This window comes from Stenotrophomonas rhizophila, assembly GCF_007667275.1.
Classification (GTDB): domain Bacteria; phylum Pseudomonadota; class Gammaproteobacteria; order Xanthomonadales; family Xanthomonadaceae; genus Stenotrophomonas; species Stenotrophomonas maltophilia_AE.
The window spans coordinates 468089-493943 of the sequence record NZ_VDQT01000003.1; the positions used below are offsets into that span (position 1 = coordinate 468089).

General features: G+C 67.3%; 22 protein-coding genes and 2 pseudogenes. 15 read left to right on the forward strand and 9 right to left on the reverse strand.

From position 1 onward, the window contains the following. Window positions 1-88: 88 nt before the first annotated feature. From FSZ13_RS12665 to FSZ13_RS12685, 5 genes are read left to right on the forward strand one after another with little or no spacing between them, the layout of a single operon-like run. Window positions 89-1297, forward strand: a complete 1209-nt coding sequence (locus tag FSZ13_RS12665; RefSeq protein ID WP_429000000.1) for a sugar ABC transporter substrate-binding protein — start codon at window positions 89-91, stop codon at window positions 1295-1297. Next, window positions 1294-2175: a carbohydrate ABC transporter permease gene (locus tag FSZ13_RS12670; protein ID WP_068853081.1), complete on the forward strand. Its 882-nt coding sequence runs from the start codon at window positions 1294-1296 to the stop codon at window positions 2173-2175. The genes FSZ13_RS12665 and FSZ13_RS12670 overlap by 4 nt, the downstream gene beginning before the upstream one ends. Further along, complete coding sequence (locus FSZ13_RS12675) at window positions 2172-3008, forward strand: carbohydrate ABC transporter permease (protein ID WP_145480192.1); 837 nt, start codon at window positions 2172-2174, stop codon at window positions 3006-3008. The genes FSZ13_RS12670 and FSZ13_RS12675 overlap by 4 nt, the downstream gene beginning before the upstream one ends. Before the next feature lie 47 nt (window positions 3009-3055). Further along, window positions 3056-6190 carry a discoidin domain-containing protein gene (locus tag FSZ13_RS12680; protein WP_260844171.1) on the forward strand — a complete coding sequence of 1045 codons (3135 nt, stop codon included), beginning with the start codon at window positions 3056-3058 and terminating at the stop codon, window positions 6188-6190. Next, on the forward strand, window positions 6187-7029 hold the full coding sequence (locus FSZ13_RS12685; RefSeq protein ID WP_428999994.1) for an endonuclease/exonuclease/phosphatase family protein: 843 nt from the start codon (window positions 6187-6189) through the stop codon (window positions 7027-7029). Before FSZ13_RS12680 ends, FSZ13_RS12685 begins: the two co-directional genes overlap by 4 nt. A gap of 8 nt (window positions 7030-7037) precedes the next feature. On the opposite strand, the gene FSZ13_RS12690 is transcribed toward FSZ13_RS12685, so the two are convergent. Continuing rightward, window positions 7038-8363: an RHS repeat-associated core domain-containing protein gene (locus tag FSZ13_RS12690; RefSeq protein WP_145480197.1), complete on the reverse strand. Its 1326-nt coding sequence runs from the start codon at window positions 8361-8363 to the stop codon at window positions 7038-7040. A 157-nt stretch (window positions 8364-8520) separates the two neighbouring features. After that, the gene (locus FSZ13_RS12695) at window positions 8521-12054 is read right to left on the reverse strand and encodes an Rne/Rng family ribonuclease (protein WP_186308941.1); all 3534 of its coding nucleotides are present in this window, start codon (window positions 12052-12054) and stop codon (window positions 8521-8523) included. Window positions 12055-12467: 413 nt separating this feature from the next. Here FSZ13_RS12695 and FSZ13_RS12700 point away from each other — a divergent pair, with 413 nt between their 5' ends. Further along, window positions 12468-13445, forward strand: a complete 978-nt coding sequence (locus FSZ13_RS12700; protein ID WP_145480201.1) for an RluA family pseudouridine synthase — start codon at window positions 12468-12470, stop codon at window positions 13443-13445. Window positions 13446-13531: 86 nt separating this feature from the next. Here the strand turns inward: FSZ13_RS12700 and zupT are convergent, their stop codons facing one another. The 3 genes from zupT to FSZ13_RS12715 all read right to left on the reverse strand — a co-directional run bounded on the left by zupT (window position 13532) and on the right by FSZ13_RS12715 (window position 15236). After that, window positions 13532-14341, reverse strand: a complete 810-nt coding sequence (zupT, locus tag FSZ13_RS12705) for a zinc transporter ZupT (protein WP_145480203.1) — start codon at window positions 14339-14341, stop codon at window positions 13532-13534. A 104-nt stretch (window positions 14342-14445) separates the two neighbouring features. After that, window positions 14446-14868, reverse strand: a complete 423-nt coding sequence (locus FSZ13_RS12710; RefSeq protein WP_145480377.1) for an energy transducer TonB — start codon at window positions 14866-14868, stop codon at window positions 14446-14448. Window positions 14869-14885: 17 nt separating this feature from the next. Continuing rightward, window positions 14886-15236, reverse strand: a complete 351-nt coding sequence (locus FSZ13_RS12715) for a 4a-hydroxytetrahydrobiopterin dehydratase (RefSeq protein WP_145480205.1) — start codon at window positions 15234-15236, stop codon at window positions 14886-14888. 91 nt (window positions 15237-15327) lie between these two features. Here FSZ13_RS12715 and FSZ13_RS12720 point away from each other — a divergent pair, with 91 nt between their 5' ends. Continuing rightward, complete coding sequence (locus FSZ13_RS12720; RefSeq protein WP_145480207.1) at window positions 15328-15927, forward strand: NfuA family Fe-S biogenesis protein; 600 nt, start codon at window positions 15328-15330, stop codon at window positions 15925-15927. A gap of 9 nt (window positions 15928-15936) precedes the next feature. Then, complete coding sequence (locus tag FSZ13_RS12725; RefSeq protein WP_145480209.1) at window positions 15937-17733, forward strand: hypothetical protein; 1797 nt, start codon at window positions 15937-15939, stop codon at window positions 17731-17733. 15 nt (window positions 17734-17748) lie between these two features. On the opposite strand, the gene FSZ13_RS12730 is transcribed toward FSZ13_RS12725, so the two are convergent. Continuing rightward, window positions 17749-18162: a barstar family protein gene (locus FSZ13_RS12730; protein ID WP_145480211.1), complete on the reverse strand. Its 414-nt coding sequence runs from the start codon at window positions 18160-18162 to the stop codon at window positions 17749-17751. Continuing rightward, the gene (locus FSZ13_RS12735) at window positions 18159-18638 is read right to left on the reverse strand and encodes a ribonuclease domain-containing protein (RefSeq protein ID WP_145480213.1); all 480 of its coding nucleotides are present in this window, start codon (window positions 18636-18638) and stop codon (window positions 18159-18161) included. Before FSZ13_RS12735 ends, FSZ13_RS12730 begins: the two co-directional genes overlap by 4 nt. A gap of 294 nt (window positions 18639-18932) precedes the next feature. Between FSZ13_RS12735 and FSZ13_RS12740 the strand changes: the two genes are divergently transcribed. Next, window positions 18933-19544: a superoxide dismutase gene (locus FSZ13_RS12740; protein ID WP_145480215.1), complete on the forward strand. Its 612-nt coding sequence runs from the start codon at window positions 18933-18935 to the stop codon at window positions 19542-19544. A gap of 70 nt (window positions 19545-19614) precedes the next feature. Here FSZ13_RS12740 and FSZ13_RS12745 read toward each other — a convergent pair whose 3' ends face one another. Then, window positions 19615-20457, reverse strand: coding sequence for an endonuclease/exonuclease/phosphatase family protein (locus FSZ13_RS12745; RefSeq protein WP_145480217.1), 843 nt, complete (start codon window positions 20455-20457; stop codon window positions 19615-19617). A gap of 131 nt (window positions 20458-20588) precedes the next feature. Between FSZ13_RS12745 and FSZ13_RS18875 the strand changes: the two are divergent. The 3 genes and pseudogenes from FSZ13_RS18875 to FSZ13_RS12760 form a co-directional block, all read left to right on the forward strand. Next, a pseudogene (locus tag FSZ13_RS18875) lies at window positions 20589-21299 on the forward strand (MFS transporter); the annotation flags it as partial. A 117-nt stretch (window positions 21300-21416) separates the two neighbouring features. Further along, window positions 21417-22271 (forward strand): annotated as a pseudogene (locus tag FSZ13_RS18880) (MFS transporter); the annotation flags it as partial. Window positions 22272-22279: 8 nt separating this feature from the next. Beyond that, window positions 22280-22903 (forward strand): rhomboid family intramembrane serine protease, encoded by a 624-nt coding sequence (locus tag FSZ13_RS12760; RefSeq protein WP_102944669.1) that lies wholly within the window; start codon window positions 22280-22282, stop codon window positions 22901-22903. 110 nt (window positions 22904-23013) lie between these two features. Here the strand turns inward: FSZ13_RS12760 and FSZ13_RS18485 are convergent, their stop codons facing one another. Continuing rightward, the gene (locus tag FSZ13_RS18485; protein ID WP_186308928.1) at window positions 23014-23190 is read right to left on the reverse strand and encodes a hypothetical protein; all 177 of its coding nucleotides are present in this window, start codon (window positions 23188-23190) and stop codon (window positions 23014-23016) included. A gap of 211 nt (window positions 23191-23401) precedes the next feature. Here FSZ13_RS18485 and FSZ13_RS12765 point away from each other — a divergent pair, with 211 nt between their 5' ends. Genes FSZ13_RS12765 through cfa form a run of 3 tightly spaced genes read left to right on the forward strand, consistent with a single transcriptional unit; the run spans window position 23402 to window position 25756 of the window. Continuing rightward, entirely contained in the window at window positions 23402-23704 is a 303-nt protein-coding gene (locus tag FSZ13_RS12765; RefSeq protein WP_145480219.1) for a GNAT family N-acetyltransferase, read from the forward strand. 59 nt (window positions 23705-23763) lie between these two features. Beyond that, window positions 23764-24624 (forward strand): DUF3298 and DUF4163 domain-containing protein, encoded by an 861-nt coding sequence (locus tag FSZ13_RS12770; protein WP_186308929.1) that lies wholly within the window; start codon window positions 23764-23766, stop codon window positions 24622-24624. Between the two features lie 13 nt (window positions 24625-24637). Next, window positions 24638-25756: a cyclopropane fatty acyl phospholipid synthase gene (cfa, locus tag FSZ13_RS12775; protein ID WP_145480221.1), complete on the forward strand. Its 1119-nt coding sequence runs from the start codon at window positions 24638-24640 to the stop codon at window positions 25754-25756. Window positions 25757-25855: the final 99 nt, after the last annotated feature.

Here is a 25855-nt window from a genome sequence, read left to right on the forward strand (position 1 = left end):
GGTGAGTGTTCTGCTGCTGGTCATCGGCAGCCTGTTGTTGAGTGCCTGCCGCCGGGAACCGGAAGGGGTGACCGTGCGGTTCTGGGCGATGGGTCGCGAAGCCGAAGTGGTGGCCGAGCTGATCCGCGAATTCGAAGCGGAAAACCCCGGCATCCACGTCGACGTGCAGAACATCCCGTGGACCGCCGCGCATGAAAAGCTGCTCACCGCGTTCGCCGCCGATGGGCTGCCGGACGTGTTCCAGCTGGGCAATACCTGGATCCCCGAGTTCGCCGAGCTCGACACGCTGACTCCGCTGGCGCCGTTCGTGGCCCGGTCGAAGGTGGTGGACCCGGCCGATTACTTCCAGGGCATCTGGGACACCAATGTCATCCATGACCAGCTGGTCGGCATCCCGTGGTACGTGGACACGCGCCTGCTGTACTACCGCAAGGACCTGCTGGCGCAGGCCGGCTTCGACCACCCGCCGCGCACCTGGGCGGAGTGGAACACCATGATGGCGGCGATCAAGAAGATGCAGGGTGCCGACCGCTACGCGATCCTGATGCCGATCAACGAGTTCGAACAGCAGCTGTCGTTCGCCCTGCAGCAGCCGGACCCGCTGCTGCGCGACCACGACACCCGTGGCAACTTCCGCAGCCCGGGGTTCCGCCGCACGCTGGCGTTCTACGAAAACATGTTTGCCCAGGGCTGGGCGCCGCGCATGTCCGAAACGCAGATCTCCAACGTGTGGGACGAGTTCTTCCGCGGCTTCAACGTGTTCTACCTGTCCGGCCCCTGGAACATCCGCGAGTTCAAGAAGCTTCAGCCCAAAGAACTGGAAGGCAAATGGGGCACCGCCGCGCTGCCCGGCCCGGACGGCCCGGGTGCCGGCATCGCCGGTGGCACCAGCCTGGTGATCTCGCGCAGCTCGCAGCAGAAGGAAGCGTCGTGGAAGCTGATCGAGTTCCTGTCGCGCCCGGCCATCCAGGAACGCTTCCATTCCATCATCGGCGACCTGCCGCCGCGACGCAGCACCTGGGAATTCGCCTCGCTGGCCAACGACCCGCTGGCGCAGCCGTTCCGCGACCAGCTCGAGCGGGTGCGCCCGACCCCGAAGGTGCTGGAGTGGGAACGTATCGTGCAGGAAATGCGCATCGTCACCGAACAGGTGGTACGCGGTGGGCTGGATCAGGATGTAGCCGTGAATCGACTGGATGACCGTGTGGACAAGGTATTGGCCAAGCGCCGCTGGATGCATGGACAGCGCACGCAGGCCGAGGCGGCTGCCGCGCCGGCCGCGGAGGTGAGCCCATGAAGCAGCGTTCGCTCGCCGGCTGGATCTTCGCCGGCCCGTCCCTGCTGGTCATCGGCGTGTTCTTCGGCCTGCCGGTGTTTTCCGCACTGGCGCTCAGCATCACCGACTTCGACCTGTACGCACTGGCCGACGGCGGCAACCTGCGCTTCGTCGGGCTGGGCAACTATATCGACCTGCTGCAGACCCCGATGTTCTGGAAGTCGCTGTGGAACACCACGTATTTCGTGGTGGTCGGCGTGCCGATGTCCATTGGCGTGTCGCTCGGCGCAGCGATGCTGCTCAACGCCCCGGCCGCGCGCTTCAAGGCGCTGTTCCGCACCGCGCTGTTCGCCCCGGTAGTGACCACGCTGGTGGCGGTGGCGGTGATCTGGCGCTACCTGTTCCATACCAGCTACGGGCTGGTGAACTACGGGCTGGGCCACCTGGGGATCAGCCCGATCGACTGGCTGGGCGACCCGAACTGGGCCATGCCGACCATCATGCTGTTCGCGGTGTGGAAGAACTTCGGCTACAACATGGTGATCTTCCTGGCTGGCCTGCAGGCGATCCCGCATGACCTGTACGAGGCCGCGCGCATCGACGGTGCCTCGCGCTGGAAGCAGTTCCTGCACATCACCCTGCCGATGCTCGGCCCGGTGCTGCTGGTGGTCGGGGTGATCACCGTGTCCGGCTACTTCCAGCTGTTCGCCGAACCCTACGTGATGACCCGCGGCGACCCGCTGCAGAGCACGGTGAGCGTGCTGTACTTCATGTTCGAGGAAGGCTTCAAGTGGTGGAACCTGGGCCGCGCGTCGGCCGTGGCGTTCCTGCTGTTCCTGATCATCCTGGCGGTAACCAGCCTGATGCTGCGTTTCGGCCGCAAGAGGCAGTTGGTATGAGTCGTGAGATCGGCCAGTCGCGCTGGCATGCGTGGTGGGTGAACGGTGGGCTGCTGGTGCTGGCGGCGGTCAGCCTGGCGCCGCTGCTGTGGATGCTGTCGGTGTCGTTCATGCCGACCGGCGAAGCGGCGCACTTCCCGCCGCCGCTGCTGCCCTCGGCGGTGACCACCGCCAACTACCACGAGCTGTTCGCCCGTACCGGCATGGGCAACAACTTCATCAACAGCCTGTTCGTGTCGCTGGCGATCACGCTGGGTTCGCTGCTGCTCAACACCATGGCCGGCTATGCCTTCGCCAAGCTGCGCTTCGTCGGCCGCGAGCGCATCTTCCAGGTGCTGCTGGCGGCGCTGGTGATCCCGGCGCAGGTGGCGATGCTGCCGCTGTTCCTGCTGATGAAGCAGCTCGGGCTGGTCAACAGCTTCGGCGGGGTGATCGTGCCCGCGCTGGCCAGCGTGTTCGGCATCTTCCTGGTGCGCCAGTACGCGCGCTCGATTCCTGACGAACTGCTGGAAGCGGCGCGGATCGACGGGGCAGGGGAGCTGCGGATCTTCTTCCAGATCGTGCTGCCGATGCTCAAGCCGGTGCTGGTGACGCTGTCGATCTTCACCTTCATGGGCGCCTGGAACGATTTCATGTGGCCGTTGATCGTGCTTACCGACCAGGAGCACTACACTCTGCCGGTTGCCCTGGCCACGTTGTCGCGCGAACACATCATGGACGTTGAAATGATGATGGCCGGCGCGGTGGTCACGGTGGTTCCGGTGCTGGCACTGTTCCTGGTGCTGCAGCGCTATTACATCCAAGGTCTGCTGCTGGGGAGTGTCAAAGGGTGAAGCGTGCCGTCGTCGCGGGAGTTCTGGGTCTGGGTGTGGTGTGGTCGATGGCGGCGCCTGCCGCGCCCCCGGCAGTGCCGGTGGCGCCCAAGGTCCTGGACACCTTCGACGACATGGCGCCCTGGAAGCTGGTGGTGTCCGACCAGGTCAGCGGCTCGCTGCGCAGCGTGGCCGGTGCCAGCGGCGGGCGCGCGCTGTGCGTGGACTACGACTTCCACGAAGTCTCCGGCTACGTGGCGATCCGCCGCGAACTGCCCATCACCTGGCCGGACAACTACCAGGTGGGCTTCCAGCTGCGCGGCGATTCTCCCGGCAACGACCTGCAGTTCAAGCTGATCGATGCCAGCGGCGACAATGTGTGGTGGGTCAACCGCCCTGGTTACGCGTTCCCCAAGACCTGGACGCCGGTGCAGTATCGCCAGCGCCAGATCGACAAGGCCTGGGGCCCGGACCCGGACAAGACCCTGCGCAGGAGCGCGGCGGTGGAATTCACGATCTACAGCAAGGTCGGCGGGCGCGGCACGGTCTGCTTCGACCGGCTGACCCTGCAGGCGCTGCCGCCGGCCGACACCTCGGCGCTGGCGCCGTCGGTGATCGCCGACACCGCCACCGCGCTGCAGAGCCGTATTGCCGACGGCAAGTCCGACACCGTGTGGATCAGCGGCGGGGTGCCGGAGCAGACCATCAGCCTTGACCTGCACAAGGTGCGTGAGTTCGGTGGCGCGGTCATCCAGTGGCTGCCGGGGCTGGAAGCAACCCGCTACGTGGTGCGCTCGTCGGTGGACGGCCGCGACTGGCGGATCCTGCGCGAGATCACCGCCGGCGGTGGCGGCGACCGCGACTGGCTGGCGTTGCCCGACACCGAGGCGCGCTATCTGCGCTTCGACCTGGCGCACGGCAGCAGCTGGCGCTACGGCATCCGTGACATCTCGATCAAGCCGCTGGATTTTGCCGCCACTCCGAACGACTTCGTCGCATCGGTCGGCGCCGACCTGACCCGGGGCTTCGTGCCGCGCGGCTTCAGTGGCGAGCAGCCGTACTGGACCCTGCTCGGCCTGGACGGCGGCAAGGAACAGGCGCTGATCGGCGAGGACGGCGCGCTGGAGGTGAAGAAGGCCAGCTTCAGCGTCGAGCCGTTCGTGCTGGTGGACAAGAAGGTACTGAGCTGGGCCGACGTCGAAACGAAGCAGTCCCTGCAGGACGATTACCTGCCGATCGCCAGCGTCGACTGGACCCACCCGCAGGCAGCGCTGAAGGTTACCGGCTTCGTCCAGGGCCGCCCGGACCAGGCGCAGCTGGTTGGCCGCTATACGCTGCACAACCCGGACAAGGTCGCGCACGACTACACCCTGGCCCTGGCCGTACGACCCTGGCAGGTCAATCCGCCGCGCCAGTTCCTCAACACCGTGGGCGGGGTGAGCCGGATCGACACCCTGGATATCGAGCCCGGCCAGGTCGAGGTCAACGGCGCGCCGCGTGTGTATCCGGTCCAGGTTCCTGACGCTGCCTTTGCCAGTCCGTTCGATGGCAAGCTGGAGGTCGCCCACCTGGCCAGCGGCAACCTGCCGACCGCCACCGAGGTGCGCGACCCGACCGGGCTCGCATCCGGCGCGCTGCTGTACCGCTGGCGGCTGGAGCCGGGACAGACCCGCGAGGTGGCCCTCGTGCTGCCGCAGACCGGCGCCTGGGCCACGCCGAAGGATTTCGACGCCAGCAAGGCGCAGCAGCAGGTGGCCTCGATGTGGCGCACCAAGCTGGACCAGGTGTCGCTGCAGGTGCCGGCAGCAGGCAAGCCGTTGGCCGACACCCTGCGCACCGCACTGGCGCACATGCTGATCTCGCGGATCGGGCCGAGCCTGCAGCCGGGCACGCGCTCGTATTCGCGCAGCTGGATCCGCGATGGCGCGATGATTTCCGAAGGACTGCTGCGCATGGGCCGCAGCGATGCGGTGCGCGAGTACGTCAACTGGTATGCGCCGTACCAGTTCGACAACGGCAAGGTGCCGTGCTGCGTCGACCCGCGCGGCGCCGACCCGGTGCCGGAAAACGACAGCCATGGCGAGCTGATCTTCAACATCGCCGAGTATTGGCGCTACACCGGCGACAGCACCTTCCTGGAACTGATGTGGCCGCACGTGCAGGGCGCGTATCAGTACATGGAACAGCTGCGCCTGAGCGAGCGCACTGAAGAGAACCGCGCACGCAACCCGGCGTTCTACGGGATGATGCCGGTGTCGATCAGCCACGAGGGCTATTCGGCCAAGCCGATGCATTCTTACTGGGACAACTTCTGGGCGCTGCGCGGCTACAAGGACGCGGCGGTTATCGCCAGCACGCTGGGCAAGGTCGAGGCGATGCAGATCGCCGAGTCGCGCGACCAGTTCCGTGATGACCTGCAGGCCTCGCTGCTGGCGGCCACCGCGCTGCACAATATCGATTTCCTGCCCGGTTCGGCCGAGCTGGGCGATTTCGACGCCACCTCCACCACCATCGCGCTGGCCCCGGGCGGCGAGCAGGGGCGGCTGCCGCAGCCTTACCTGGACAACACCTTCGAGCGCTACTGGAAGCAGTTCGAGGAGCGCCGCGACGGCAAGCGCGAGTGGAAGGATTACACCCCGTACGAGTGGCGCAATGTGGCCGCTTTCGTGCGCCTGGGCTGGCGCGACCGTGCCTGGCAGGCGACCGAATTCTTCTTCCGGGACCGTGCGCCGCAGGCCTGGAACCAGTGGGCCGAAGTGGTCTCGCATACGCCGCGCAAGCCGTTCTTCGTGGGCGACCTGCCGCATGCGTGGGTGGCCTCTGACTTCGTGCGTTCGGCACTGGACATGTTCGCCTACAGCCGCGACGTGGATGACAGCCTGGTGCTGGCCGCGGGCGTGCCCAGCCGTTGGCTGGAAGGCGCCGGGGCAGGGGTAAAGGGACTGCGCACGCCGAACGGCCAGCTCAGCTACACCCTGAGCCGCAGCGACCGGCAGCTCACGCTGCAGGTGGCGCCGGGGCTGACAGTGCCGCAGGGCGGCCTGGTCCTGCCGTGGCCGTACAGCGGTGACCCGGGTGCCACCACCATCAACGGCGAGCCGGCGCAGTGGCTCAACGGCGAGCTGCGGATCACCCAGGTGCCGGCACGGGTCGAGATCGAGATCCCGGCCTCGGTGCGCCGCGCCGAACGCAAGGCGCAGTGACCTTGGGGCTGGCACGCGTGGCCCGCCTGGGCCTGCTGCTGGCGTGTGCGCTGGCGCTGCTGCCGGCGCACGCGGCCGCGCCGGTGGAGCAGGGCATGAGCATGGTGACCTTCAACCTGCACCATGACCGCGAAGACTGGCCGCAGCGACGCCAGGTGATCCTACGCGAGCTGGCGGCGCTGCAGCCCGACGCGATCGCGCTGCAGGAAGTGATCCAGAAGCCGCACGTGCGCAACCAGGCGGCGTGGCTGGCGCGCCGGCTGGGCTACGACTACCAGTTCGTGTCCACCGATCCGCCGGGGCGGTTGAAACGCTACGGCAATGCATTGCTCACCCGCCGTCCGGTGCTGGCGCGCGGCGAGCATCTGCTGGCGCCGCGGACCGATTACCGCACGGTGGCGCACCTGCGTATCGACGTCGACGGGCAGCCGGTGAACGTGTACGCCACCCACCTCAACGAGCGCGCGGATGACAATGGCCGCCGCATCCGCAGCGAGCAGGTAGCCGACCTGCTGGCGTTCATCGCCGCCACCGCGGGCGACGCGCCGGTGGTGATCGCCGGCGATTTCAATGCGCTGGTGGATGCAGGCGACCTCAGCCCGCTGCGCCAGCGTTATGGCGACAGCTTTGGCAGCGTGCACGTGAACAACGACCTGGCCCAGGCCAGTACCTTGAACCGGCACTACTTCGACGCGCCGTCGCGCATCGACCACATCTTCTTCCAGCAGGACAAGCTGCTGGCCCGCGAAGCGCGGCTGCTGTTCGACCAGCCGTATGCGGAAGGGCGGTGGGCGTCGGATCACTATGGCGTGTGGACGCGGTTGCAGTTCGCACCGTGAGAGCACGTCTAGATCGGGTGCCGCGGCCACTTTTTCGGGAATCTGATCTGGGTAAAGGTTTCGTAGTGATCAGCGGTTCGGTACAGCGCCCTGGGGCCATGCCTGGCGACACCGCCGGCAACAATCCGGGTCACGCCTCGCCCACTCGTGCCGTAAATCGGAACCGTGTATTCCTGATAGTGCCCCAGACGTTCGATCGGAAGCCTGAGCTCCTTGTTTTCAAAGACGATCCCGTCCCTGCCGTACTTGAAGCTGCTGACGTCGTTACGCACGATCTTCAGGACGGTTGACTGCTCTTCTTTGGGAAGGTCTTTGAACCTGACGCTGGAATTCGCCTTTTTTCCGATGGTGCGATATGTGAATTCGGGGCCGTCGACCAGCGGGCGCGCGTGGGGAAGCGAGCCGTCCCCCAGCTTCAGATATCCTCCCGTATGCCAGCCCCCGGAAGGATTGCTGGCAACTTCAAGGCCCCGGGACTTCGACAGCTTGCCCAGCTTGGCCAAGCCCTTGCCGGCCGCCTTGGCTATTGCCGGTAGCGCAGTAACGACCCCCACAGCCGTCACGCCCAATCCGATCCAGCCGAGGATGCTCGCCGCTTTTTCGTCTCCGGCGGCTTCTGCGGCGATCGCTCCAATCTCGGCCACGGCCCCTACGGCGCTCAGCGCGGCGCCAGCAACAGCCGAGGCTGTCAGCGCTGCGCTTCCGGCAATCAAAGGGACGGCAAGAATGCCGAGGCTTACGACAGCTGCGACGGCGCCAATGCCTGCCACGATCCACTTCCAGAAGTGGCCCGTCGGATCCATGCGATTGATGGGGTCGCCGCCACAATAGGAATACGCATTCAGGCCGCCCTCGTCGAACGGGCTGAGCGAATCCGGCGCGAGGAAGCAGTGAAGCACCGGACTGTAGGGGCGATGATGCCCTGCACCCGGCAGGTAACAGCCACTGGCTTCATCGAACAGCTCACCGTTGAACCCCGGGTGGGACCCGGTTTCCCCAGGCTGCGAAGGCCCGGCGTCGCTGGACGCGTAGCCATAAGGTGCGTAGCAGCGGCTGCGGTGCACTGCATCGGCTTCACGCAGCACGGAGCCTGCCTGATCGACGCCCAGCACCGTTGTCGAAGGGGTCGAGCCGACGCGCAAGGCAGCGACGAGATGATCGCGACAATATGCCCAGCTCAGTTCCTGGGTGCCTTCGGCGGCGTTGACCACCACATCGTCTTTCCAGTATCGCCACTGCGGCATGTCGGACGTGCCGACACAGGACAGAAGATTGTCGGCGTCATAGCGGTAGTGGAAAACAGGCGGGATCGGTGAAGCCGGCACTGTAGCCATGGCACGTCCTCAGCATGCGCCCCCGCAAGTGGGAACATGCGCCTGTGTGCGTTAAACGCGTGTCGAATCGAGATGCCCAAATGCAGACAGCGGCCCGAAGGCCGCTGTCTGTGTCTTGCATGGCAGCCACGCAGGGCGTGGCTCTACGTCGCGCGGGTCAGGGCTTGTCGGCCTTGTCCTGCTCTTCCTTGGCAGCGGCTTCGGCCGGGGCGAGTTCATCGGTGGGGATGTCTTCGCGGGCTTCGGCGTGTGCGGCCTGGGCGGCGGCACCGGTCGCGGCGGCATCGCCGTGGGCGCTGCCGAACAGCTGGCCGTTCTGCACTGCGGGGGCCGGATCAACCGACTCGGCACGTGCCACCGGTGCCGGGGCCGCCGGTGCCGGGGCCGCCGTTGCGGTCGGGACGGCGTCCACTGCGTCCAGCATGCGGGTCTGCACCGGGCGGCCGACTTCGGTCGGCCCCTTGTGCTCGACCGCTCCGGCACTGCTGGCGGCATCTGCCGACGGCGGCGTCTGCGCTGCGGCCGGCGCGGTCGGCGCCGGGGTGGCAGCCGGAGCATGAGCCGCCTTCGGCGCTTCGGCGGCGACCGGGGCCTGGACGGCCTTCGGTGCTTCCGTCACGACGGGGGCTGCCACGGGCTTCGGAGCTTCCGTCACGACGGGGGCTTCGACCGCCTTCGCGGCTTCCGTGACGCGCGGGGCTTCGACCGCCTTCGGCGCCTCGGCGACGACCGGGGCTTCCACCGGCTTCGGGGCCTCGGTCGGCTTCGGGGCGTCGACAGCCTTCGATGTCTCCGTCACTACCGGGGCCTCCACGGCCTTCGGTGCTTCCGCAGCCGCGGTTTCCACTGCCGGTGCCTTGGCGACCGGGGCGGCCGCCGGCATCGGCGACTCCACGAACGGCACGCGGTCGGTGTAGGACGCGGTGGGCGCGGCAGCCGACTCGGCAGCCGGCTCGGCAGCCGGGGCCTTCGGCGCCGGTTCGGCGTGATCGGCCTTCAGCACCGGACTGCTGACCACCGCCACCGGCGCGGCGGCGGCGACGGCAGCGACCGGGGCCGGGCGCGGGGCCTGCACCGGGGCAGCCGGGGCAACCGGCGCAGCACCATCGTCATCGAAGTCGAACTCGGGGTTCGATTCGGTGCTGCGTGCGGCCGTGCGGGCAGCCTGGGCGCTGGTGTCGCCGTCCTGGTCACCGTCCTGCTCGTCGCTGTCGGCGTCGTCGTCCAGACCGGCGTCGTCATGCAGCCCATCACTGCCTGCAGCCTGCTCACCATTGCCACGACGACGACGACGACCGCCACGACGGCCGCGGCGACGGCGCGACGCGCCTTCGCCGGTGGCATCGTCGGCAGTGCCCGGCGCTTCGCCGCGCTCGACGGCGTCGCCTTCGGCCACGGCCGCCCGGGTGTCGTCAGTCGTCACCGGGGTCGGTACCGCTGCGGCGGCCGGCGCAACCACTGCCGGGGTCGCGGTGTCGACCACGGTCACGGCGGCAGCGGCGACCAGCGCGGCATCGGCCACGCTGGCCTCGGCCTGCACCGGCTTGACGCTGTCGACCTGCGGCTGGCGGGCGGGCTTGTCACCTTCGTTCTGCGCGCGCGGCGGCTTCTGCTTCTGGTTCAGCTTCGGCTGCTGTTCGTTGCGCGGCGCCTTCGGCTGCTGCTCGTTGCGCGGCTTGCCCTGCTGGGGCTGGCCGGCGGCCGTGGAGGTCTGCGGCGCGGCCGCGTCCTGGCGGCGCTCGTCACGGCGCTCGCCGTCGCGACGCTCGCCCTTGCCGGCGCGTTCGCCACCGCGATCATCGCGACGGTCCTTGCCGCGACCCTGGGCCTGGCCCTGGCCGGCGGAACGCTCACCGCGCTCGCCACGCTCGTCGCGGCGGCCATTGCGGTCCTTGCCGTTGCGGTCCTTGTTGCGACCGTTGCGGTTGCCGTCCTGGGCCGGGCGTGCGGTCGGCTGCGGGGTGGCGGCCGGGGCCGCTTCGCCGCCGAAGATGCGCTTCAGCCAGCCGACCACGCCGGTGGCGGCCGGGGCGGCCACCGGCGCCGGGGCGACCGGGACCGGTGCAGCCACCGGTTCCACCACTTCGCGGACCGGGGCCGGCGAGCTGTGCTTGACGTTGGTCACCGCCGGCGCGGCCGGGATGTTCAGCTGTGCCTTGGTCAGGGCATGCACCGGCAGCTTGCGCGGGGTGCCGCGCTGGTAGCTGGGCTTGCCGCTCTCTTCGCCCAGCTCGTTTTCACGCAGGCGGGTCACTTCGTAATGCGGGGTGTGCAGCTGCTCGTCGGCGACGATCACGATCGGCGCGTCGTGGCGCTGTTCGATCTCGCGCAGGGCGCTGCGCTTTTCGTTGAGCAGGTAGTTGGCGATCTCCACCGGGGCCTGGACCAGTACCTGCCCGGTGTTTTCCTTCATGGCATGTTCTTCGGCCACGCGGATGATCGACAGCGACAGCGATTCGACGCTGCGCATGCGGCCATGACCGTCGCAGCGCGGGCACACGATCTGGCTGGACTCGCCCAGGCTCGGACGCAGTCGCTGGCGGCTCATTTCCATCAGGCCGAAGCGCGAGATGCGGCCCAGCTGGACGCGCGCGCGGTCGTACTTGAGCGCGTTCTGCAGGCGGTTCTCGACTTCGCGCTGGTGCTTGTTCGACGACATGTCGATGAAGTCGATCACCACCAGGCCGCCCAGGTCGCGCAGGCGCAGCTGGCGGGCCACTTCTTCGGCCGCTTCCAGGTTGGTCTGGAAGGCGGTGTCCTCGATGTCGCTGCCCTTGGTGGCGCGCGAGGAGTTCACGTCGATGGCGGTCAGCGCTTCGGTCTGGTCGACCACGATCGAGCCGCCCGAGGGCAGGCGCACGTTGCGCTCATAGGCGCCTTCGATCTGCGATTCGATCTGGAAGCGGTTGAACAGCGGAATGTCGTCGGTGTAGTGCTTGAGCTTGCGCAGGGTCTGCGGCATCACCTGCTGCATGAATTCGCGGGCGGTGTCGTACAGCTCCTGGGTGTCCACCAGGATCTCGCCCACGTCGGCGCGCAGGTAGTCGCGCAGGGCGCGCACGATCAGGCGCGATTCCTGGTAGATCAGGAACGGGGCCGGCTTGGTCAGCGCGGCTTCGGCGATCGACTTCCAGACCTGCAGCAGGTAGTCCAGGTCCCACTGCAGCTCTTCGGCATCGCGGCCGACGCCGGCGGTGCGGATGATCACGCCCATGTCGTCGGGGATGTTCAGCTTGTCCAGCGCTTCCTTCAGCGCGGCGCGGTCTTCGCCCTCGATGCGACGCGAGACGCCGCCGGCAGTGGGCGAGTTCGGCATCAGCACCATGTAGCGGCCGGCCAGGGAGATGAACGTGGTCAGGGCGGCGCCCTTGTTGCCACGCTCTTCCTTGTCGACCTGGACCACCACTTCCTGGCCTTCACGCAGCAGTTCGCGGATGCCGGCCTTGTTGTGGTCGACCCCGGCCTGGAAGTAATCGCGGGAGATTTCCTTCAGCGGCAGGAAGCCGTGGCGTTCGCCACCGTATTCCACGAAGGCCGCTTCCAGCGACGGCTCAAGGCGCGTGATGCGGCCCTTGTAGATGTTCGACTTCTTCTGTTCCTTGGACGGCTGTTCGATGTCGATGTCGTACAGCGTCTGGCCATCCACGATGGCTACCCGCAGCTCTTCGGCCTGCGTGGCGTTGATCAGCATTCGCTTCATATTGCGTTCCTCGCGCGCTGCTACCGCGCGGAACGCCATGGGGTTTCGCTTCTGGTCACGCTTGCACGCCCATCGCGCATGCGCGGGGAGGGCGGCTTGGGTTTCCAGCGCTACAACACCACGGCAGGCCGCGGGAGCGCTTCATTTTGTTTTGGTTTGGGTGTTGCGGGCCGGAGGCAGCTTTCAGCCAGGCTGGAGCGCCACAGGGACATTTTTTCAGCGCAGACGCGTGTCAGGCATCCGGCGATGGCCGGGACTGCCGGTGAGCCGCTAACATGGCCGCCCCGGGGGCGGTGGCTGCGCACTGTGCCGGAATCGCGGGAAGTTGGGCTTCTGGCCCAGAGCAACTTCCAACGAAATCAATCCCTTATCTCGCCTGCCGAGTGTAACAGAATAAAAGGCCAATGACCGACACCGTACCGCCTCCCAAGCCCGCTGAAGGCAAGACCAGCGTCCGTCTCATCACCGTCCCGGACGACCGGGCGGGGCAACGCCTGGACAACTTCCTGCTGGGACAGCTCAAGGGCGCGCCGCGCAGCCTGGTGTACAAGCTGGTGCGCAGTGGCCAGGTCCGGGTCAACGGCGGCCGGGCCAAGGCCGAGCGCAAGCTGGAGGGCGGCGATGAAGTGCGCGTGCCGCCGGTGCGTCTCACCGAGGAGGGCGACAAGGCCGGCCCGCCGGCGGCGTTCATGAAGCGGCTGGAAGACGCCATCGTTTACGAAGATGAACGATTGTTGGCGCTGAACAAGCCGTCGGGTGTGGCCAGCCATGGCGGCAGCGGGATCAGCTTCGGGGCGATCGAAACGCTGCGCGCGCTGCGGCCGGGCAAGACCCTGGAACTGGTGCACCGGCTCGACCGCGACACCTCGGGGCTGCTGATCGTGGCCAAGAAGCGCTCAGCACTGAGCGAGCTGCAGGCCCTGCTGCGCGAGGACCACGGTGCGGGCATCCGCAAGCGCTACCTGACGCTGCTGGTCGGGCGCATGCCGGACGGGGTGATGACGGTGGACGCGCCGCTGCACGTCGGGCTGCGCCAGGGCGGGGAACGCCACGTGCAGGTCAATGCGATCGGCAAGGAATCGGTGAGCCACTTCAAGGTGCTGGAGCGTCGGGGCGGGCATTCGTACTGCGAGGTACGCATCGAGACCGGTCGCACCCATCAGATCCGAGTGCACGCCCAGCATCTGGGCCATCCAGTGGCCGGTGACGACAAATACGGCGATCCGGACGTCAACAAGCGGCTTCGTGAGCAGATCGGGCTGAAGCGCCTGTTCCTGCACGCTGCCTCGCTGGAATTTTCGCTGGACGCGGGAAAGACCCCGTACACCCTCAACGCGCCGTTGGCCGATGAATTGACCGAGGCGTTGAACCGGTTGGGGTGAGTCGCGACGACCAACGGTCGTCGCCTACCGGGCGCGGAAGGCAATGGTAGGTACCGACCGTTGGTCGGTACGCTGCCGGCCACGTCCTACCACTTGAACAACACCAGGCTGATCGCCAGGCTGCCCATGCCGGCAACCAGGCCATACACCGTTTCGTGGCCCTTGGCGTAACGCTTGGCGGCCGGCAGCAGTTCGTCCAGGGCCAGGAACACCATCACCCCGGAGATGATCCCGAACACCCAGCCGAAGGTGGCGTGGTTGAGCACGCCGGACAGCACTACGTAGCCGATGGCCGCGCCGATCGGCTCGGCCAGGCCCGACAGCAGGCTGGCACCAAAGGCGTAGAACTTGTTCTGGGTGGCGAAATACACCGGTACCGCGATCGCGATCCCTTCGGGGATGTTGTGGATGGCAATGGCGAACGCCAACGGCATGCCCACCGACGGGCTTTCCAGCATCGCGAAGAAGGTGGCCAGCCCCTCGGGGAAGTTGTGCGCGGTGATCGCCACCGCCGTCAACAGGCCCACCCGCTTGATGTAGGCCTTGTTGTTTTCCCGGTACATCGGGTCCTGCTTGTCCAGGCTGTCATGCGGATTGGGCACGAAGTGGTCGATCAGCACGATCAGCAGCACGCCGCACAGGAACGCGCCCGTGCCGTAGGCAAAGCCCAGCCGCGCGTCGTAGGCCTGGGTGAAGGAATCGATCGACTTGGTCAGGATTTCGGTCAGCGACACGAACACCATCGCGCCGCCGGCGAAGGCCAGGCCGAACGCCAGCAGGCGCGGGTTGGGGCGTCGCGAGAACAGCACCATCAGGCTGCCCAGCGCGGTTGCCAACCCGGCCGCAAGGGTCACCGCCAGGGCCAGCCATACGTGTCCACTTGAGATATCCGGCATGCGTCAACGCGTCCTTGTACATAAACAGCGCGCCGCGGAACAGCCGCGGCGCGGAAGGAAAACGGAGCTGGCGCCGGCTGGCATCCGTGGGGATGGGGCAGGGCTCAGCCGCCGCGGCGCAGCCGCTCTTCGATGGCGAAGCATTCATCCGGCTTGGGCTGCGGCGGATTGAAGCTCACCGGCACCTGGATGGTGGTCGGGACGGGTTGACCGGCGCGGGTGGCGGCCTTGAACTGCCACCTGGTCACCGCCTGCAGGGCCCGGTGATCCAGATCACCATTGCCGCTGCTGCTGGCCAGGGTGATCTCGCCCGGGGTGCCGTCGGTACCGACCACCACCTTCAATGTGCTGGTGCCACCGATCCCCTGGCAGGCCAGTTCAACCGGGTATTCGGGCGGAGGGGTCTTCACCGCCGCCACCTCGGTAGGCGCGGCCACCGGCGCGGCAGGTTCCGACGAACCACCGCACCCCGCCAGCCCTGCGACCGCAAGTCCAACGACCCACCCTTGCAGCACCACGCGCTGCATGGCTGCGTTTCGAACACTCATTTCCATTCCTCCGTCAGGCCCGAAGCCTTGGCTGCACAGATGAAGTCGTTCTCGCTCAGGCCACCCACGTCATGGGTGGAGAAGCGCACCACCGCCCGGTCGTAATGCACCCCCAGGTCCGGGTGGTGGTCTTCGGCATGGGCGATGAAGGCCAGTGCGTTCACGAACGCCATGGTCCGGTAGTAGTCCTTGAAGCGGAACGTGCGGGTCAGGGCCTGGCCCTGTTCGGCCAGTTCCCAGCCGGGAATCTGCGGCAGCAGCTCGGCCACCCGGGCCTCGCCCAGCTTGTGGTCGCTGCCCTTGCGGGGCACGCAATGGGCCTGCGCCAGGGGAATCAGGTCGGCCATGGAATCCTCCACCTCGTGTATGTCTGAACAATGCGCCGGACAGTGTATAAACCGAATGAGCGCATAACATGTAAGCCGCTAGAATAGCCGCATGATCCAGATCTCCGACACTGCCCAGACCTATTTCCGCAAGCTCATCGAGCGCGAAGCCGTGCCCGGCATGGGCGTGCGCCTCAGCGCCGTCGATGCGGGTACCCCGCGCGCCGACGCCCGGCTGGAGTTCGCCGAACCGGCCGACCTGCTCGGCGACGAGTGGGCGGTGGACTGCGACGGCTTCACCCTGTACGTGGCCGCCACCAGCGTGGCCTGGATGGACGGGGCCGACATCGACATCGTCACCAATGGCACCGGCGGCCAGCAGCTCACCATCAAGGCGCCGAAGATCAAGGGCGAGCTGCCGGCGGACTCGGCCTCGCTGGTGGAACGCGTACGATGGGTGGTGGAAAACGAAGTCAACCCGCAGCTGGCCTCGCACGGCGGCAAGGTCGCGGTGCAGGAGGTGTCCGCCGACGGGGTGGTGCTGCTGCGCTTCGGCGGTGGCTGCCAGGGCTGCGGCATGGCCGACGTCACCCTCAAGCAGGGCATCGAGAAAACCCTGATGGGCCGCGTGCCCGGCATCACCGCCGTGCGCGACGCGACCGACCATGAAAGCGGGCACGCGCCGTACATCCCCCGCGGCACGGCTGCCTGATCGTCCTGCGTGACACTGCGCCGGGCTGACGAGATCCTCCAAGCGCTGCTGGCTCGCCAGCCGGAAAAACGCATCGTCGAAAAAACCACGGGCCTTCCCTATGGGTGGGGCCTGTGGCTGCGTGCGCTGACGCCGCTGCCGCGCCCGTTCCGCTCATCGGAAGTCATTGCCGAACTGCTGCCGCGACCGCTGCCCGGGTCGCCCGGCCGCCTGCCCGCGTTGGGCACGCTGCAGGCGATGCGCCGGCTGCTGTGGCAGACCTGGGATCCGGCCCCGCGCGACCAGCGCTGGATGCGCTGGACCTCCGGCGTCATCAGCGTGCTGCTGCACGTGATGTTCGCCGCACTGTTGTTGTGGGTGGCCTTGATCCGCCCGCCGGTGTCGCCGGAGCAGGGCGGCGACGGCGGCCGAATCCAGGTCGAATTCCTGGGCAGCGGTACACCGCAGGACAGCGGCGGTGGCGAACAGGCTGCCGCTGCCGGCGGCGCGGCCGCCGCCGCAGCGGCAAGTGCAGCGGCGGGCCAGGCCTCCTCGCAACCGCGTCCGCGCACGCCGCCGGCCGCCACGGCACCGCAGCCGCCCGCACCGGCCGCGGCTGCAGAACCGGTCGCCAGTGTCGAGCCCACCCCCACGCCGCCGACGCCCGCGCCAACCCCGGTCGAACAACCGGTGCAGGCCACCGACGTGGCCGAGGCCACCACTGATTTCGTGGTGCCGCCCACCAGCGTGCCGCGCACCGACGTGCGGGTGATCCCGCGCGAGGCGCCGGAGCTGCAGGTGCGCGAGCGCACCGTAGAGGTAGTGGAAGCGCCCACGCCGCCCCTGGTCGCACCGGCTGTGCGTCCGGTGCAGCCGCAGCTGCGCACACCCGAGCTGGTAGTGCGCGAGCGCGAGGTCACGGTGGTCAACGCGCCCACGCCACCGGTTCCTACTGCCGGCCCACGCGTGGAGATCACCGTGCCGCAGCGGGAAGCGCAGGTACGTGAGCGCGAGATCGCGCCGGCACCGTCGGTGTCGGTCGCGGTGGCCCCGGTGCCGCAGCGCGAGATCACCGTCCCCGGGCGCAGCCCGGAGGTAAGCGTGCGCGAGCGCGCCGTGCCCAATGCAGCGCCGCGTCCGGCGCCGGCAACCGCCACGCCGTCGACCGCCAGCTCCACCGCGTCCGCCACGCCGAGCCGGAATGCGGCCAGCACGTCCAGCAGTGCCAGCACGGCCGCACCGAACCGCAGCACGGCTGCGACACCGGCTGCGGCGACCCCACCGGCCGCTCGCCCGTCGCCCACGCCGGGCAACTGGGCGACCCCGGCACGTGGCGACGACTGGGGCGCCTCTACTCGCAATCGCGACGGCGAACGCAGTGGTGCGCAGGCCAACCAAGGGGCTGGGCGCACCGGCGATGGGCTGTTCAACGCGGACGGCAGCGTGCGCGTACCGGGGCAGGACGGCAGCGGTGACAGCGAGCGCGGCGCGCCCGGTGGCGAGAACGACGGCTGGAGCCGCGAGCGCATCGCGCAATCGGGCACCTGGCTCAAGCGCCCGCCGTACGATTACACGCCGACCTCGTTCGACAAGTACTGGGCGCCGAACGAGTCGCTGCTTGCCGAATGGGTGCGCAAGGGCATCAAGGCCGTGGAAATTCCGATTCCCGGCACCAGCTCGAAGATCTCCTGCGTGGTCTCGATCCTGCAGTTCGGCGGCGGCTGCGGCTTGACCAACCCGAACATGCAGGACCAGCCAGCCGTGGCCCGGCCACCGCCGGACGTTCCCTTCAAAAAAGAACTACAGGACGACAACGGCAGCCGATGACGGCAACGCCGTCATCTACTCGTTCAACGCGACGAACGCCCAGAACGGCACATCGTGTTCGCTCCACGTCTCGCTGGCGTCGTCCAGGACATCCAGCAGGGTGTCGAAATCCGTCCCGTCCGCGGCCTTCAGGTCGTCGGCACCGCTGAAGAACAGCGCGTAACCGTTGGCCTGCCACCACGACAGGTCGCGCAGGAAGTCCAGCAGGGCATCCCAATTGCGGCCGAAAGTGCTGGGAAAATCCATCTGCGCGGCGATGCGCATCAGCAAAGTGTGCTTGTCGCTGCAGCCGCGCAGGTCGATCGTCGCCACGCGCAGGCCGGCACCCCGCATCGCGGCCGCCAGCGGCCCGATGTCTTCATTGGTGACCGAATACACGCCGGCATTGTTGATGTCGTCCAGGTTCAATTCGAATGCTTCGTGGTTCATTGCCAGCTCCCGGCAGGTGGGACCTCGAAACTGCGGAAGGTTTCGTAGTGGTCATCGGTGTAGAACCAACCGGTCGGCGGGGTGCCGCCGGTGACGATGCGGCGTGCGCCGCGGTTGCCCGCGCCCGGCGTGTCCACGGTGTACTCGCGGTAGTAGCCACGCGGACGATCGGGCAGGCGCTGTTCGCGGTTGCCGAACACGCCGCCGTCCTGGCGGTGCGGGTAGGGCCCGCCGCGCTGGATCAGCTTGATGGTGGTGCGCGCTTCGGGTGGCAGGAAGGCGGGCAGGGGGTCGTGCGTGCGCTGCGCGGCGGCACCCGGGTTGGCCGGTGCCTCGGATGGAGGTGTGTCGGCGGGGGCGGGCTGGGTGAGTGACGGGGCGAAGTCGGGCGCCGGCGCGCGCTGGGAGAGCCTGATCGCAGCCAGGCCACCGATCAGCAGCACGATGGCGAGAAGTAACAGCAGGGGCTTGCGCATGGGGATTGCTGTGGCGAGGGTGGGTCTACTGTAATGCTTCTTCTGTCGGGATCGCCTGGTTGCCACGCAGGGCGTGGCACTACGCGTGGGGATCGCCTGGTTGCCACGCAGGGCGTGGCACTACGCGGTGGGGATGGCCCTGCGCCACCTGGGTTTCGTCACCTGTGCGTAACGCGTGCTTTTCGCCGGAACGAAGTTTCCTTTACGTGGGCCTTGGTAAGCTCGTCGGCCATCCCCATCATCGACACGCAACGCCCGGTCTTCGCCGGGCGAGTGAGCTACCAGGAGAACCACATGGCCTATACCCTCCCCAAGCTGTCCTACGCCTACGACGCGCTTGAGCCGCATATCGATGCGGCCACGATGGAAATCCACCACACCAAGCACCACCAGACCTACATCAACAACGTCAACGCCGCGCTCGAAGGCACCGAATACGCCGACCTGCCGGTCGAAGAGCTGGTCAAGAAGACCAAGTCGCTGCCGGAAAACCTGCAGGGCGTGGTCCGCAACAACGGTGGTGGCCACGCCAACCACACCCTGTTCTGGACGGTGATGGCGCCGAACGCCGGCGGCAACCCGGTCGGCGACGTGGCCAAGGCCATCGATGCCCAGCTGGGCGGCTTCGAGAAGTTCAAGGAAGCCTTCACCAAGGCTGCGCTGACCCGCTTCGGCAGCGGCTGGGCCTGGCTGAGCGTCACTCCGGACAAGAAAGTCGTGGTGGAAAGCAGTGCCAACCAGGACAGCCCGCTGATGGACGGCAACACCCCGATCCTGGCCCTGGACGTGTGGGAACACGCGTACTACCTGAAGTACCAGAACCGTCGCCCGGAATACATCGGTGCCTTCTTCAACGTCGTCGACTGGAACGAAGTCGAGCGCCGTTACCAGGAAGCGATCACCTGATCGACGAAAAGCCGGGCATATGCCCGGCTTTTCCGTGGTGCCGTCCGCTGGCCGGCGCCTGCCGCGGGATCTACCGCGGTGCTTCGCCCTGGACGCGCAACGTGGCCAGGATGCCCAGCCGCAATGCGGTGCCCGGGCTCCCTTCCGCTGCCGGCAGCTTCACCGGCTGCAGGCCCTCGCTGGCGAAATGCGAAACCTGGAACAGCACGTCCAGACCGTGCCCGCTGGCCGCACCGGCCAGCGACGGTGGATCGACCCGCTCGCCGGGATTCTTGCGTACCGGCTGGAACCCGGGCGAACTGCGCACCAGCTCTTCGGTCTCGGCGGAGAAGTCGCCGGCGATGAGCGAGGGCAGGCCATCGGAGGTGGCGCCGATCCAGGTCATCAGGTCGCTGGTCTGGTGCTGCCGCACCTGCGCTTCGTCCGGTTCCGGACGCAGCCGCGCTACATAGATGTTGACCAGCTCCTCGTGCAGCTTGATCCGCAGCATGCCGGCCGCGCTGTACTGGCCAGGCGGGTGCAGCAGGGTGACCCCGTCCTCGGAAACCGGCAACCGGCTGAGCATGGCGCTGCCATGGCGCACGCGCTGGCTGGGCGGGTCGGCGGTGACGAAGTCGCAGCTGTAGCGCAACCGGGTCGCCAGCCAGCAGGCCGGATTGCGGCCCTCCGACTGCTGCACCCGCTGTACCGCGATCACGTCCGGCTGCAGTCCTTCCAGCACCTGCAGCAGCTGTTCGCGGCGCTGTTCCCACTCGGCGTCGGCGCCGACCGGCAGCTCCAGGGTGGCGATCCTCAGCAGGCGCGGCGCCGCCTCGCCCTGGCGGGCGTTGGCCGGGAGTGCGGGGGCGGTCAACAAGAGGAGCAGGAGCCAGCCGTGCCAGTGTCCTGCGACAACCGTGGGGAGGAGGCGCATAACGATAAGTTTACGCTTGGGCCGTCGACGTGCCGTGACTTCGGTCAAATGTCACGTCCCGGCGCAGCGTGCGCCGCCGGGATCGTTCCGGTAACCTTGCGCCCTTTGAACCCGCAGGACAGCCCCGACGCATGAGCACGACCGCAGCCGCCAGCGCTGGCAAGGGAAAGATGCCACGCCAGATTCCGTACATCATCGGCAATGAGGCCTGCGAACGGTTCAGCTTCTATGGGATGCGCAACATCCTGGTGCAGTTCCTGATCACCTCGCTGCTGCTGCAGGAGGTCCTTGATCCGGCCCGCGAAGCCGAGGCCAAGGACATCATGCACAGCTTCATGATCGGCGTGTATTTCTTCCCGCTGCTCGGCGGCTGGCTGGCGGACAAGTTCTTCGGCAAGTACCACACCATCCTCTGGTTCAGCCTGGTCTACTGCGCCGGCCACGCCTGCCTGGCGCTGTTCGAGAACAGCCGCGAAGGCTTCTTCCTGGGCCTGGGGCTGATCGCGCTCGGCGCCGGTGGCATCAAGCCGCTGGTGGCCTCGTTCATGGGCGACCAGTTCGACCAGGGCAACAAGCACCTGGCCAAGGTGGTGTTCGACGCATTCTATTGGATCATCAACTTCGGCTCGCTGTTCGCCTCGCTGCTGATTCCGCTGGCGCTGAAGAATCTTGGCCCGCAGTGGGCGTTCGGCATCCCCGGCATCCTGATGTTCGTGGCCACCTTCGTGTTCTGGCTGGGCCGCAGGCGCTATGTGCTGGTGCCGCTGCCGCCGAAGGACCCCGACTCGTTCGCCAATGTGGTTCGCACTGCGCTGATGACCCGTCGACCAGTGGAGGGTCCCGCGTCGAAGGCGATGCGCGCGCTGGGTGTGCTTATCGCGGTTGGATCGGTGTACTGGCTTGGCGTATGGGCGGTTGTCCCGTGCGCGGTGGCGGCAGTGCTCTGGGTGCGCCGCGAGCGGCCCGGCCTGGCGATGGCGCTGGGTGGCGTTGTGGTCGCCCTGGGCATGGGCGTCTTTACTCCGATGCTCGGCATCGTCATCGTGCTCTGCCTGGCACTGGTATCCCTGCTCATCGGTGTGGGTGGCGGCGCGTGGCTGCGGCTGGAGACGGCGCGCGGACACCATCCGGACGAGTCGATCGAGGGCGTCCGCTCGGTACTGCGCGTGCTGGTGATCTTCGCGCTCACCACGCCGTTCTTCTCGCTGTTCGACCAGAAGGCCTCCACCTGGGTGCTGCAGGGCAAGGACATGGTGATGCCGAGCTGGTTCACCGCCTCGCAGATGCAGGCACTGAATCCCCTGCTGGTGATGCTGCTGATTCCGTTCAACAACCTGGTGCTGTACCCCGCGTTGCGCCGGTTTGGTTTCGAGCCGACCGCGCTGCGGCGCATGACCGCGGGTATCGCGTTCAGCGGCCTGGCCTGGGTCGTGGTGGGTGGCATCCAGGTGATGATGGACGGCGGCAATGCCATGTCCATCTTCTGGCAGGTGCTGCCTTACGCGCTGCTGACCTTCGGTGAGGTGCTGGTCTCGGCCACCGGTCTGGAGTTCGCCTACAGCCAGGCGCCGCAGGCGATGAAAGGCGTGGTCATGAGCTTCTGGAATCTGACCACCACCATCGGCAACCTGTGGGTGCTGTTGTCCAACGCGGCGGTGCGCAACGACACGGTGACCCACCAGATCGCCAGCACCGGGCTCAGTGAGGCGGCGTTCCTGATGTTCTTCTTCGCCGGCTTCGCGTTTGTCGCCGCGTTGGCCTTCGGTTGGTATGCCAAGCGCTATCGTATGGTCGACAACTACCGCGCTGCCTGAGTACTGCCATGACCCCCGTGAACCTGCTGCTGATCGCCATCACCGCCCTGGTGTCGTGGATGGCCTTCAACAACCGCGCGCTGGCCGACCGCCTGATCCTGTGGCCGCCGGCGGTGGACCGCAAGCGCCAGTACGACCGCCTGGTGACCTACGGCTTCATCCATGCGGACTGGTCGCACCTGATCTTCAACATGATCACGCTGTTCTTCTTCGGCGGGCAGATCGAGCGGGTCATGGCCAGCCTGACCGGCAGCTACCTGACCTACCCGGCGTTCTACCTGGGAGCGCTGGTGGTGTCGATCCTGCCCAGTTACCTGAAGAACCAGAAGAACCCGAACTACATGAGCCTGGGCGCGTCGGGCGCGGTGTCGGCGGTGCTGTTCGCCTTCATCCTGCTCAGCCCGTGGACCATCATCTTCGTGTTCTTCATTCCGGCGCCGGCGATCATCTATGCCGCGTTCTACGTCGGCTACAGCATCTGGATGGACCGCAGGGGCGGTGACCGCATCAACCACAGCGCGCACCTGGCCGGTGCCGCGTTCGGGGTGATCTTCATGCTGGCGATGCGCCCGGAGATCTTCGGGCACTTCCTGGCCGAGCTGAGCAACCCGCGCTTCAGCCTGGGCGGCTGAGGGGGAGGGAGGGTCACGACCAACGGTCGTGACCTACCGGGGCAGATGGTCGTCATCAACCGGGGCCGGTCACGAACTCTGGTAGGTCACGACGGTTGGTCGTGACTGCTTTACGCCGCGAAACGCTGGTCGGTACCGTAGGTGCTGAGCAGGCGGGCGTAGACCTCGTGGTCGATCAGGTCGAATTCCGAGCCCTGGGTCTGGCCGTTCAGCGCGAGCTGGAACAGGCCCTCCAGCAGCGAGCTGTCGGCGTCGCCCGGCAGGGCAAAATCGGGTGCATGGTCCATATGGCGCTCCTCGGGACACGGATGGGGCAGACAGGTGTCGCAAAACGCGTGCCAGCTTTTGCGGCCTGTCCGAAACCGATATCGGCTTGAATCGGGCGGACTTTAGGACTGCATGTGACCCAATGCGTCGCCTGTTGCCCCTGTTCAGGCTTCACGCGATCATGGCGCCGCGCTGCGCACTATCGCGACAGTCGCCGCAGGAGACACCGCCATGGCTTCGGTCACCCCGCCGGGATTGGCATATGAGGTGGAGCACGACCTGGACCGCCACCGGTTCCAGGCGCGGGTCCAGGGACACCTGGCCCTGCTGGACTACCAGATCAAGCGCAAACGGATGGTCATTATCCATACCGAGGTGCCCGAGGCCATCGGCGGCCGCGGCATCGCGGGGGAGCTGACCAAGGTCGCCCTGCGCTATGCGCGCGACAACAAGCTCAAGGTGGTGCCGGCGTGCGCCTACGCCGAGCAGTTCTTCGCACGGCACACCGAATACGACGATTTGCTGGCGTCTTGAACACAGGCGCTTTTCACGGACGAAGGATCATCATGCTGGGTTTCAACAAGGGGATTGCAATGAACATCGCAGGAAACCGCCGCGCGCTGCGTATGGGCGCGCTGGCGTTGGCCGTGGGGCTGGTGCTGCTGGCTGGATGCAAGCGCGAGGATGACAGCGCGGTCGCGCCCGCCGCCGACAGCACCGCCGCGCAACCAGACATCGCCACGCCGCAGGCGACGGCAGAGGCGCCGCTGGAGCTGCGCGATGTCATCGAAAACACCCCGCAGGCGGTGGTGGGCATCAGCTATCCGCCGGACGTGAACCGTTTCCCGGGGCTGGCCAAGGCCCTGTCGGACTATGCCACGGCCGCGCGCGCCGAACTGCAGCAGGCGGTGGACGGCCTGGGCAACGACAAGCCGACCATGCCCTACGAGCTGTCGCTGAGCTTTGAAAAGGTGCTGGAGACCCCGCAGCTGCTGGTGATCAGCGCCGACGGCAGCCGCTACACCGGGGGCGCCCATGGCGAGCCGCTGGTGGCCCGGTTCGTGTGGCTGCCGAATGCGCAGCAGATGCTGACCGCCGACAAGCTGATCCCCGACAGCAAGGGCTGGGGCGTGGTCAGCGACTACGTGGCCGACCAGCTGCGCGAGCGCATGGCGACCCGGCTGAGCAGCGACGACATGGAACCGGGCCAGATGCAGGAGGCGCTGCGCAGTGCCAGCCGGATGATTGCCGACGGCACCGGGGCCAGCGCCGACAACTTCAGCCAGTTCCAGCCGATGACCGATCCGAATGGGCTGATCACGGCCGTGCGTTTCGTGTTCCCGCCGTACCAGGTGGGGCCGTATTCGGATGGCACCCAGACCGTGGACGTGCCGGCCGCCGTGCTGGCGCCGCACGTGGCCCCGGCCTACGCCGGGCTGTTCGCCAAGGGCTAGAAGGGGGCCGACCGTGGACGTGGGGCTGCAACGACGGGTCATCGAGTTGCTGCACGAGGCCGACGTCACCGTCGACGGTGACCGGCCGCACGACATCCACGTGAACGATCCGCGCTTCTATTCGCGGGTCATCGCCGAAGGTTCGCTCGGGCTGGGCGAAAGCTACATGGATGGGCAGTGGGACGCGGCCTCGCTGGATGGCTTCCTGCTGCACGTGTTGCAGGCCCACCTGGGTGAGCGCGTACACGGCTGGCGCGAGCTGGGCGACGCGCTGAAGGCGCGGCTGTTCAACCTGCAGGCCGGCGGCGGCAGCCTGGAGGTCGGCCGCCGCCACTACGACCTGGGCAACGACCTGTACCACGCCATGCTCGGCAAGCGGCTGGTGTACAGCTGCGGCTACTGGGCGCAGGCCAACGACCTGGACAGCGCGCAGGAAGCCAAGCTGGACCTGATCTGCCGCAAGCTCGGGCTGCGCCCGGGGCAGCGCGTGCTGGACATCGGTTGCGGTTGGGGCGAGGCGCTGAAGTTCGCCACCGAACGCTATGGTGTTTCCGGCGTGGGCATTACGATCTCGCAGGAGCAGGCCGACTTCGCCCGCAGGCTGTGCGCGGGCCTGCCGATCGAGATCCGCCTGCAGGACTACCACGAGGTCGATGAGCGCTTCGATGCGATCCTGTCGGTGGGCATGTTCGAGCACGTGGGCGACAAGAACTACCGCAGCTATTTCGAGATGGCGCGGCGCTGCCTGGCGCCGGACGGTCTGTTCCTGCTGCACAGCATTGGCAGCAATCTGTCGCGGCACCGCACAGACCCGTGGATCGCGCGCTACATCTTCCCCAACTCGATGCTGCCGTCGGCGGCGCAGATCACCGCCGCATATGAGGGCCTGTTCGTGCTGGAGGACTGGCACAGCTTCGGCGCCGACTACGACCGCACCCTGCAGGCCTGGCGCGCCAATGTGGAAGCGGCCTGGCCGCAGCTGGACCAGCAACGCTACGACGAACGCTTCAAGCGCATGTGGCGTTTCTACCTGGCCGGCTCCATGGCCAGTTTCCGCTGCCGGCACGCCCAGCTGTGGCAGCTGGTGCTGTCGCCCAACGGCGTGCCGGGCGGGTATGTCGCACCGAGGTGATCACACGCGAACGGTGTGGCATGGCCAGGGACACGCCATGCGTGTCCGCGATGAACCCGGCAAAGCAAAAAAAAAACCGCCCGGCATCTGCCGGGCGGT

What these genes read in the sequence shown, in the direction of transcription:
- FSZ13_RS12675 (WP_145480192.1), top strand. Translation starts at nt 2,172, where the DNA reads ATGAGTCGTGAGATCGGCCAGTCGCGCTGGCATGCGTGGTGGGTGAAC.
- FSZ13_RS12735 (WP_145480213.1), bottom strand. Translation starts at nt 18,638, where the DNA reads ATGCGCAAGCCCCTGCTGTTACTTCTCGCCATCGTGCTGCTGATCGGT.
- FSZ13_RS12760 (WP_102944669.1), top strand. Translation starts at nt 22,280, where the DNA reads ATGACCCCCGTGAACCTGCTGCTGATCGCCATCACCGCCCTGGTGTCG.
- FSZ13_RS12700 (WP_145480201.1), top strand. Translation starts at nt 12,468, where the DNA reads ATGACCGACACCGTACCGCCTCCCAAGCCCGCTGAAGGCAAGACCAGC.
- FSZ13_RS18485 (WP_186308928.1), bottom strand. Translation starts at nt 23,190, where the DNA reads ATGGACCATGCACCCGATTTTGCCCTGCCGGGCGACGCCGACAGCTCG.
- FSZ13_RS12695 (WP_186308941.1), bottom strand. Translation starts at nt 12,054, where the DNA reads ATGCTGATCAACGCCACGCAGGCCGAAGAGCTGCGGGTAGCCATCGTG.
- FSZ13_RS12740 (WP_145480215.1), top strand. Translation starts at nt 18,933, where the DNA reads ATGGCCTATACCCTCCCCAAGCTGTCCTACGCCTACGACGCGCTTGAG.
- FSZ13_RS12730 (WP_145480211.1), bottom strand. Translation starts at nt 18,162, where the DNA reads ATGAACCACGAAGCATTCGAATTGAACCTGGACGACATCAACAATGCC.
- FSZ13_RS12690 (WP_145480197.1), bottom strand. Translation starts at nt 8,363, where the DNA reads ATGGCTACAGTGCCGGCTTCACCGATCCCGCCTGTTTTCCACTACCGC.
- FSZ13_RS12670 (WP_068853081.1), top strand. Translation starts at nt 1,294, where the DNA reads ATGAAGCAGCGTTCGCTCGCCGGCTGGATCTTCGCCGGCCCGTCCCTG.
- FSZ13_RS12720 (WP_145480207.1), top strand. Translation starts at nt 15,328, where the DNA reads ATGATCCAGATCTCCGACACTGCCCAGACCTATTTCCGCAAGCTCATC.
- FSZ13_RS12765 (WP_145480219.1), top strand. Translation starts at nt 23,402, where the DNA reads ATGGCTTCGGTCACCCCGCCGGGATTGGCATATGAGGTGGAGCACGAC.
- FSZ13_RS12680 (WP_260844171.1), top strand. Translation starts at nt 3,056, where the DNA reads ATGGCGGCGCCTGCCGCGCCCCCGGCAGTGCCGGTGGCGCCCAAGGTC.
- FSZ13_RS12715 (WP_145480205.1), bottom strand. Translation starts at nt 15,236, where the DNA reads ATGGCCGACCTGATTCCCCTGGCGCAGGCCCATTGCGTGCCCCGCAAG.
- zupT (WP_145480203.1), bottom strand. Translation starts at nt 14,341, where the DNA reads ATGCCGGATATCTCAAGTGGACACGTATGGCTGGCCCTGGCGGTGACC.
- FSZ13_RS12745 (WP_145480217.1), bottom strand. Translation starts at nt 20,457, where the DNA reads ATGCGCCTCCTCCCCACGGTTGTCGCAGGACACTGGCACGGCTGGCTC.
- FSZ13_RS12710 (WP_145480377.1), bottom strand. Translation starts at nt 14,868, where the DNA reads ATGCAGCGCGTGGTGCTGCAAGGGTGGGTCGTTGGACTTGCGGTCGCA.
- FSZ13_RS12770 (WP_186308929.1), top strand. Translation starts at nt 23,764, where the DNA reads ATGAACATCGCAGGAAACCGCCGCGCGCTGCGTATGGGCGCGCTGGCG.
- FSZ13_RS12665 (WP_429000000.1), top strand. Translation starts at nt 89, where the DNA reads ATGGGTCGCGAAGCCGAAGTGGTGGCCGAGCTGATCCGCGAATTCGAA.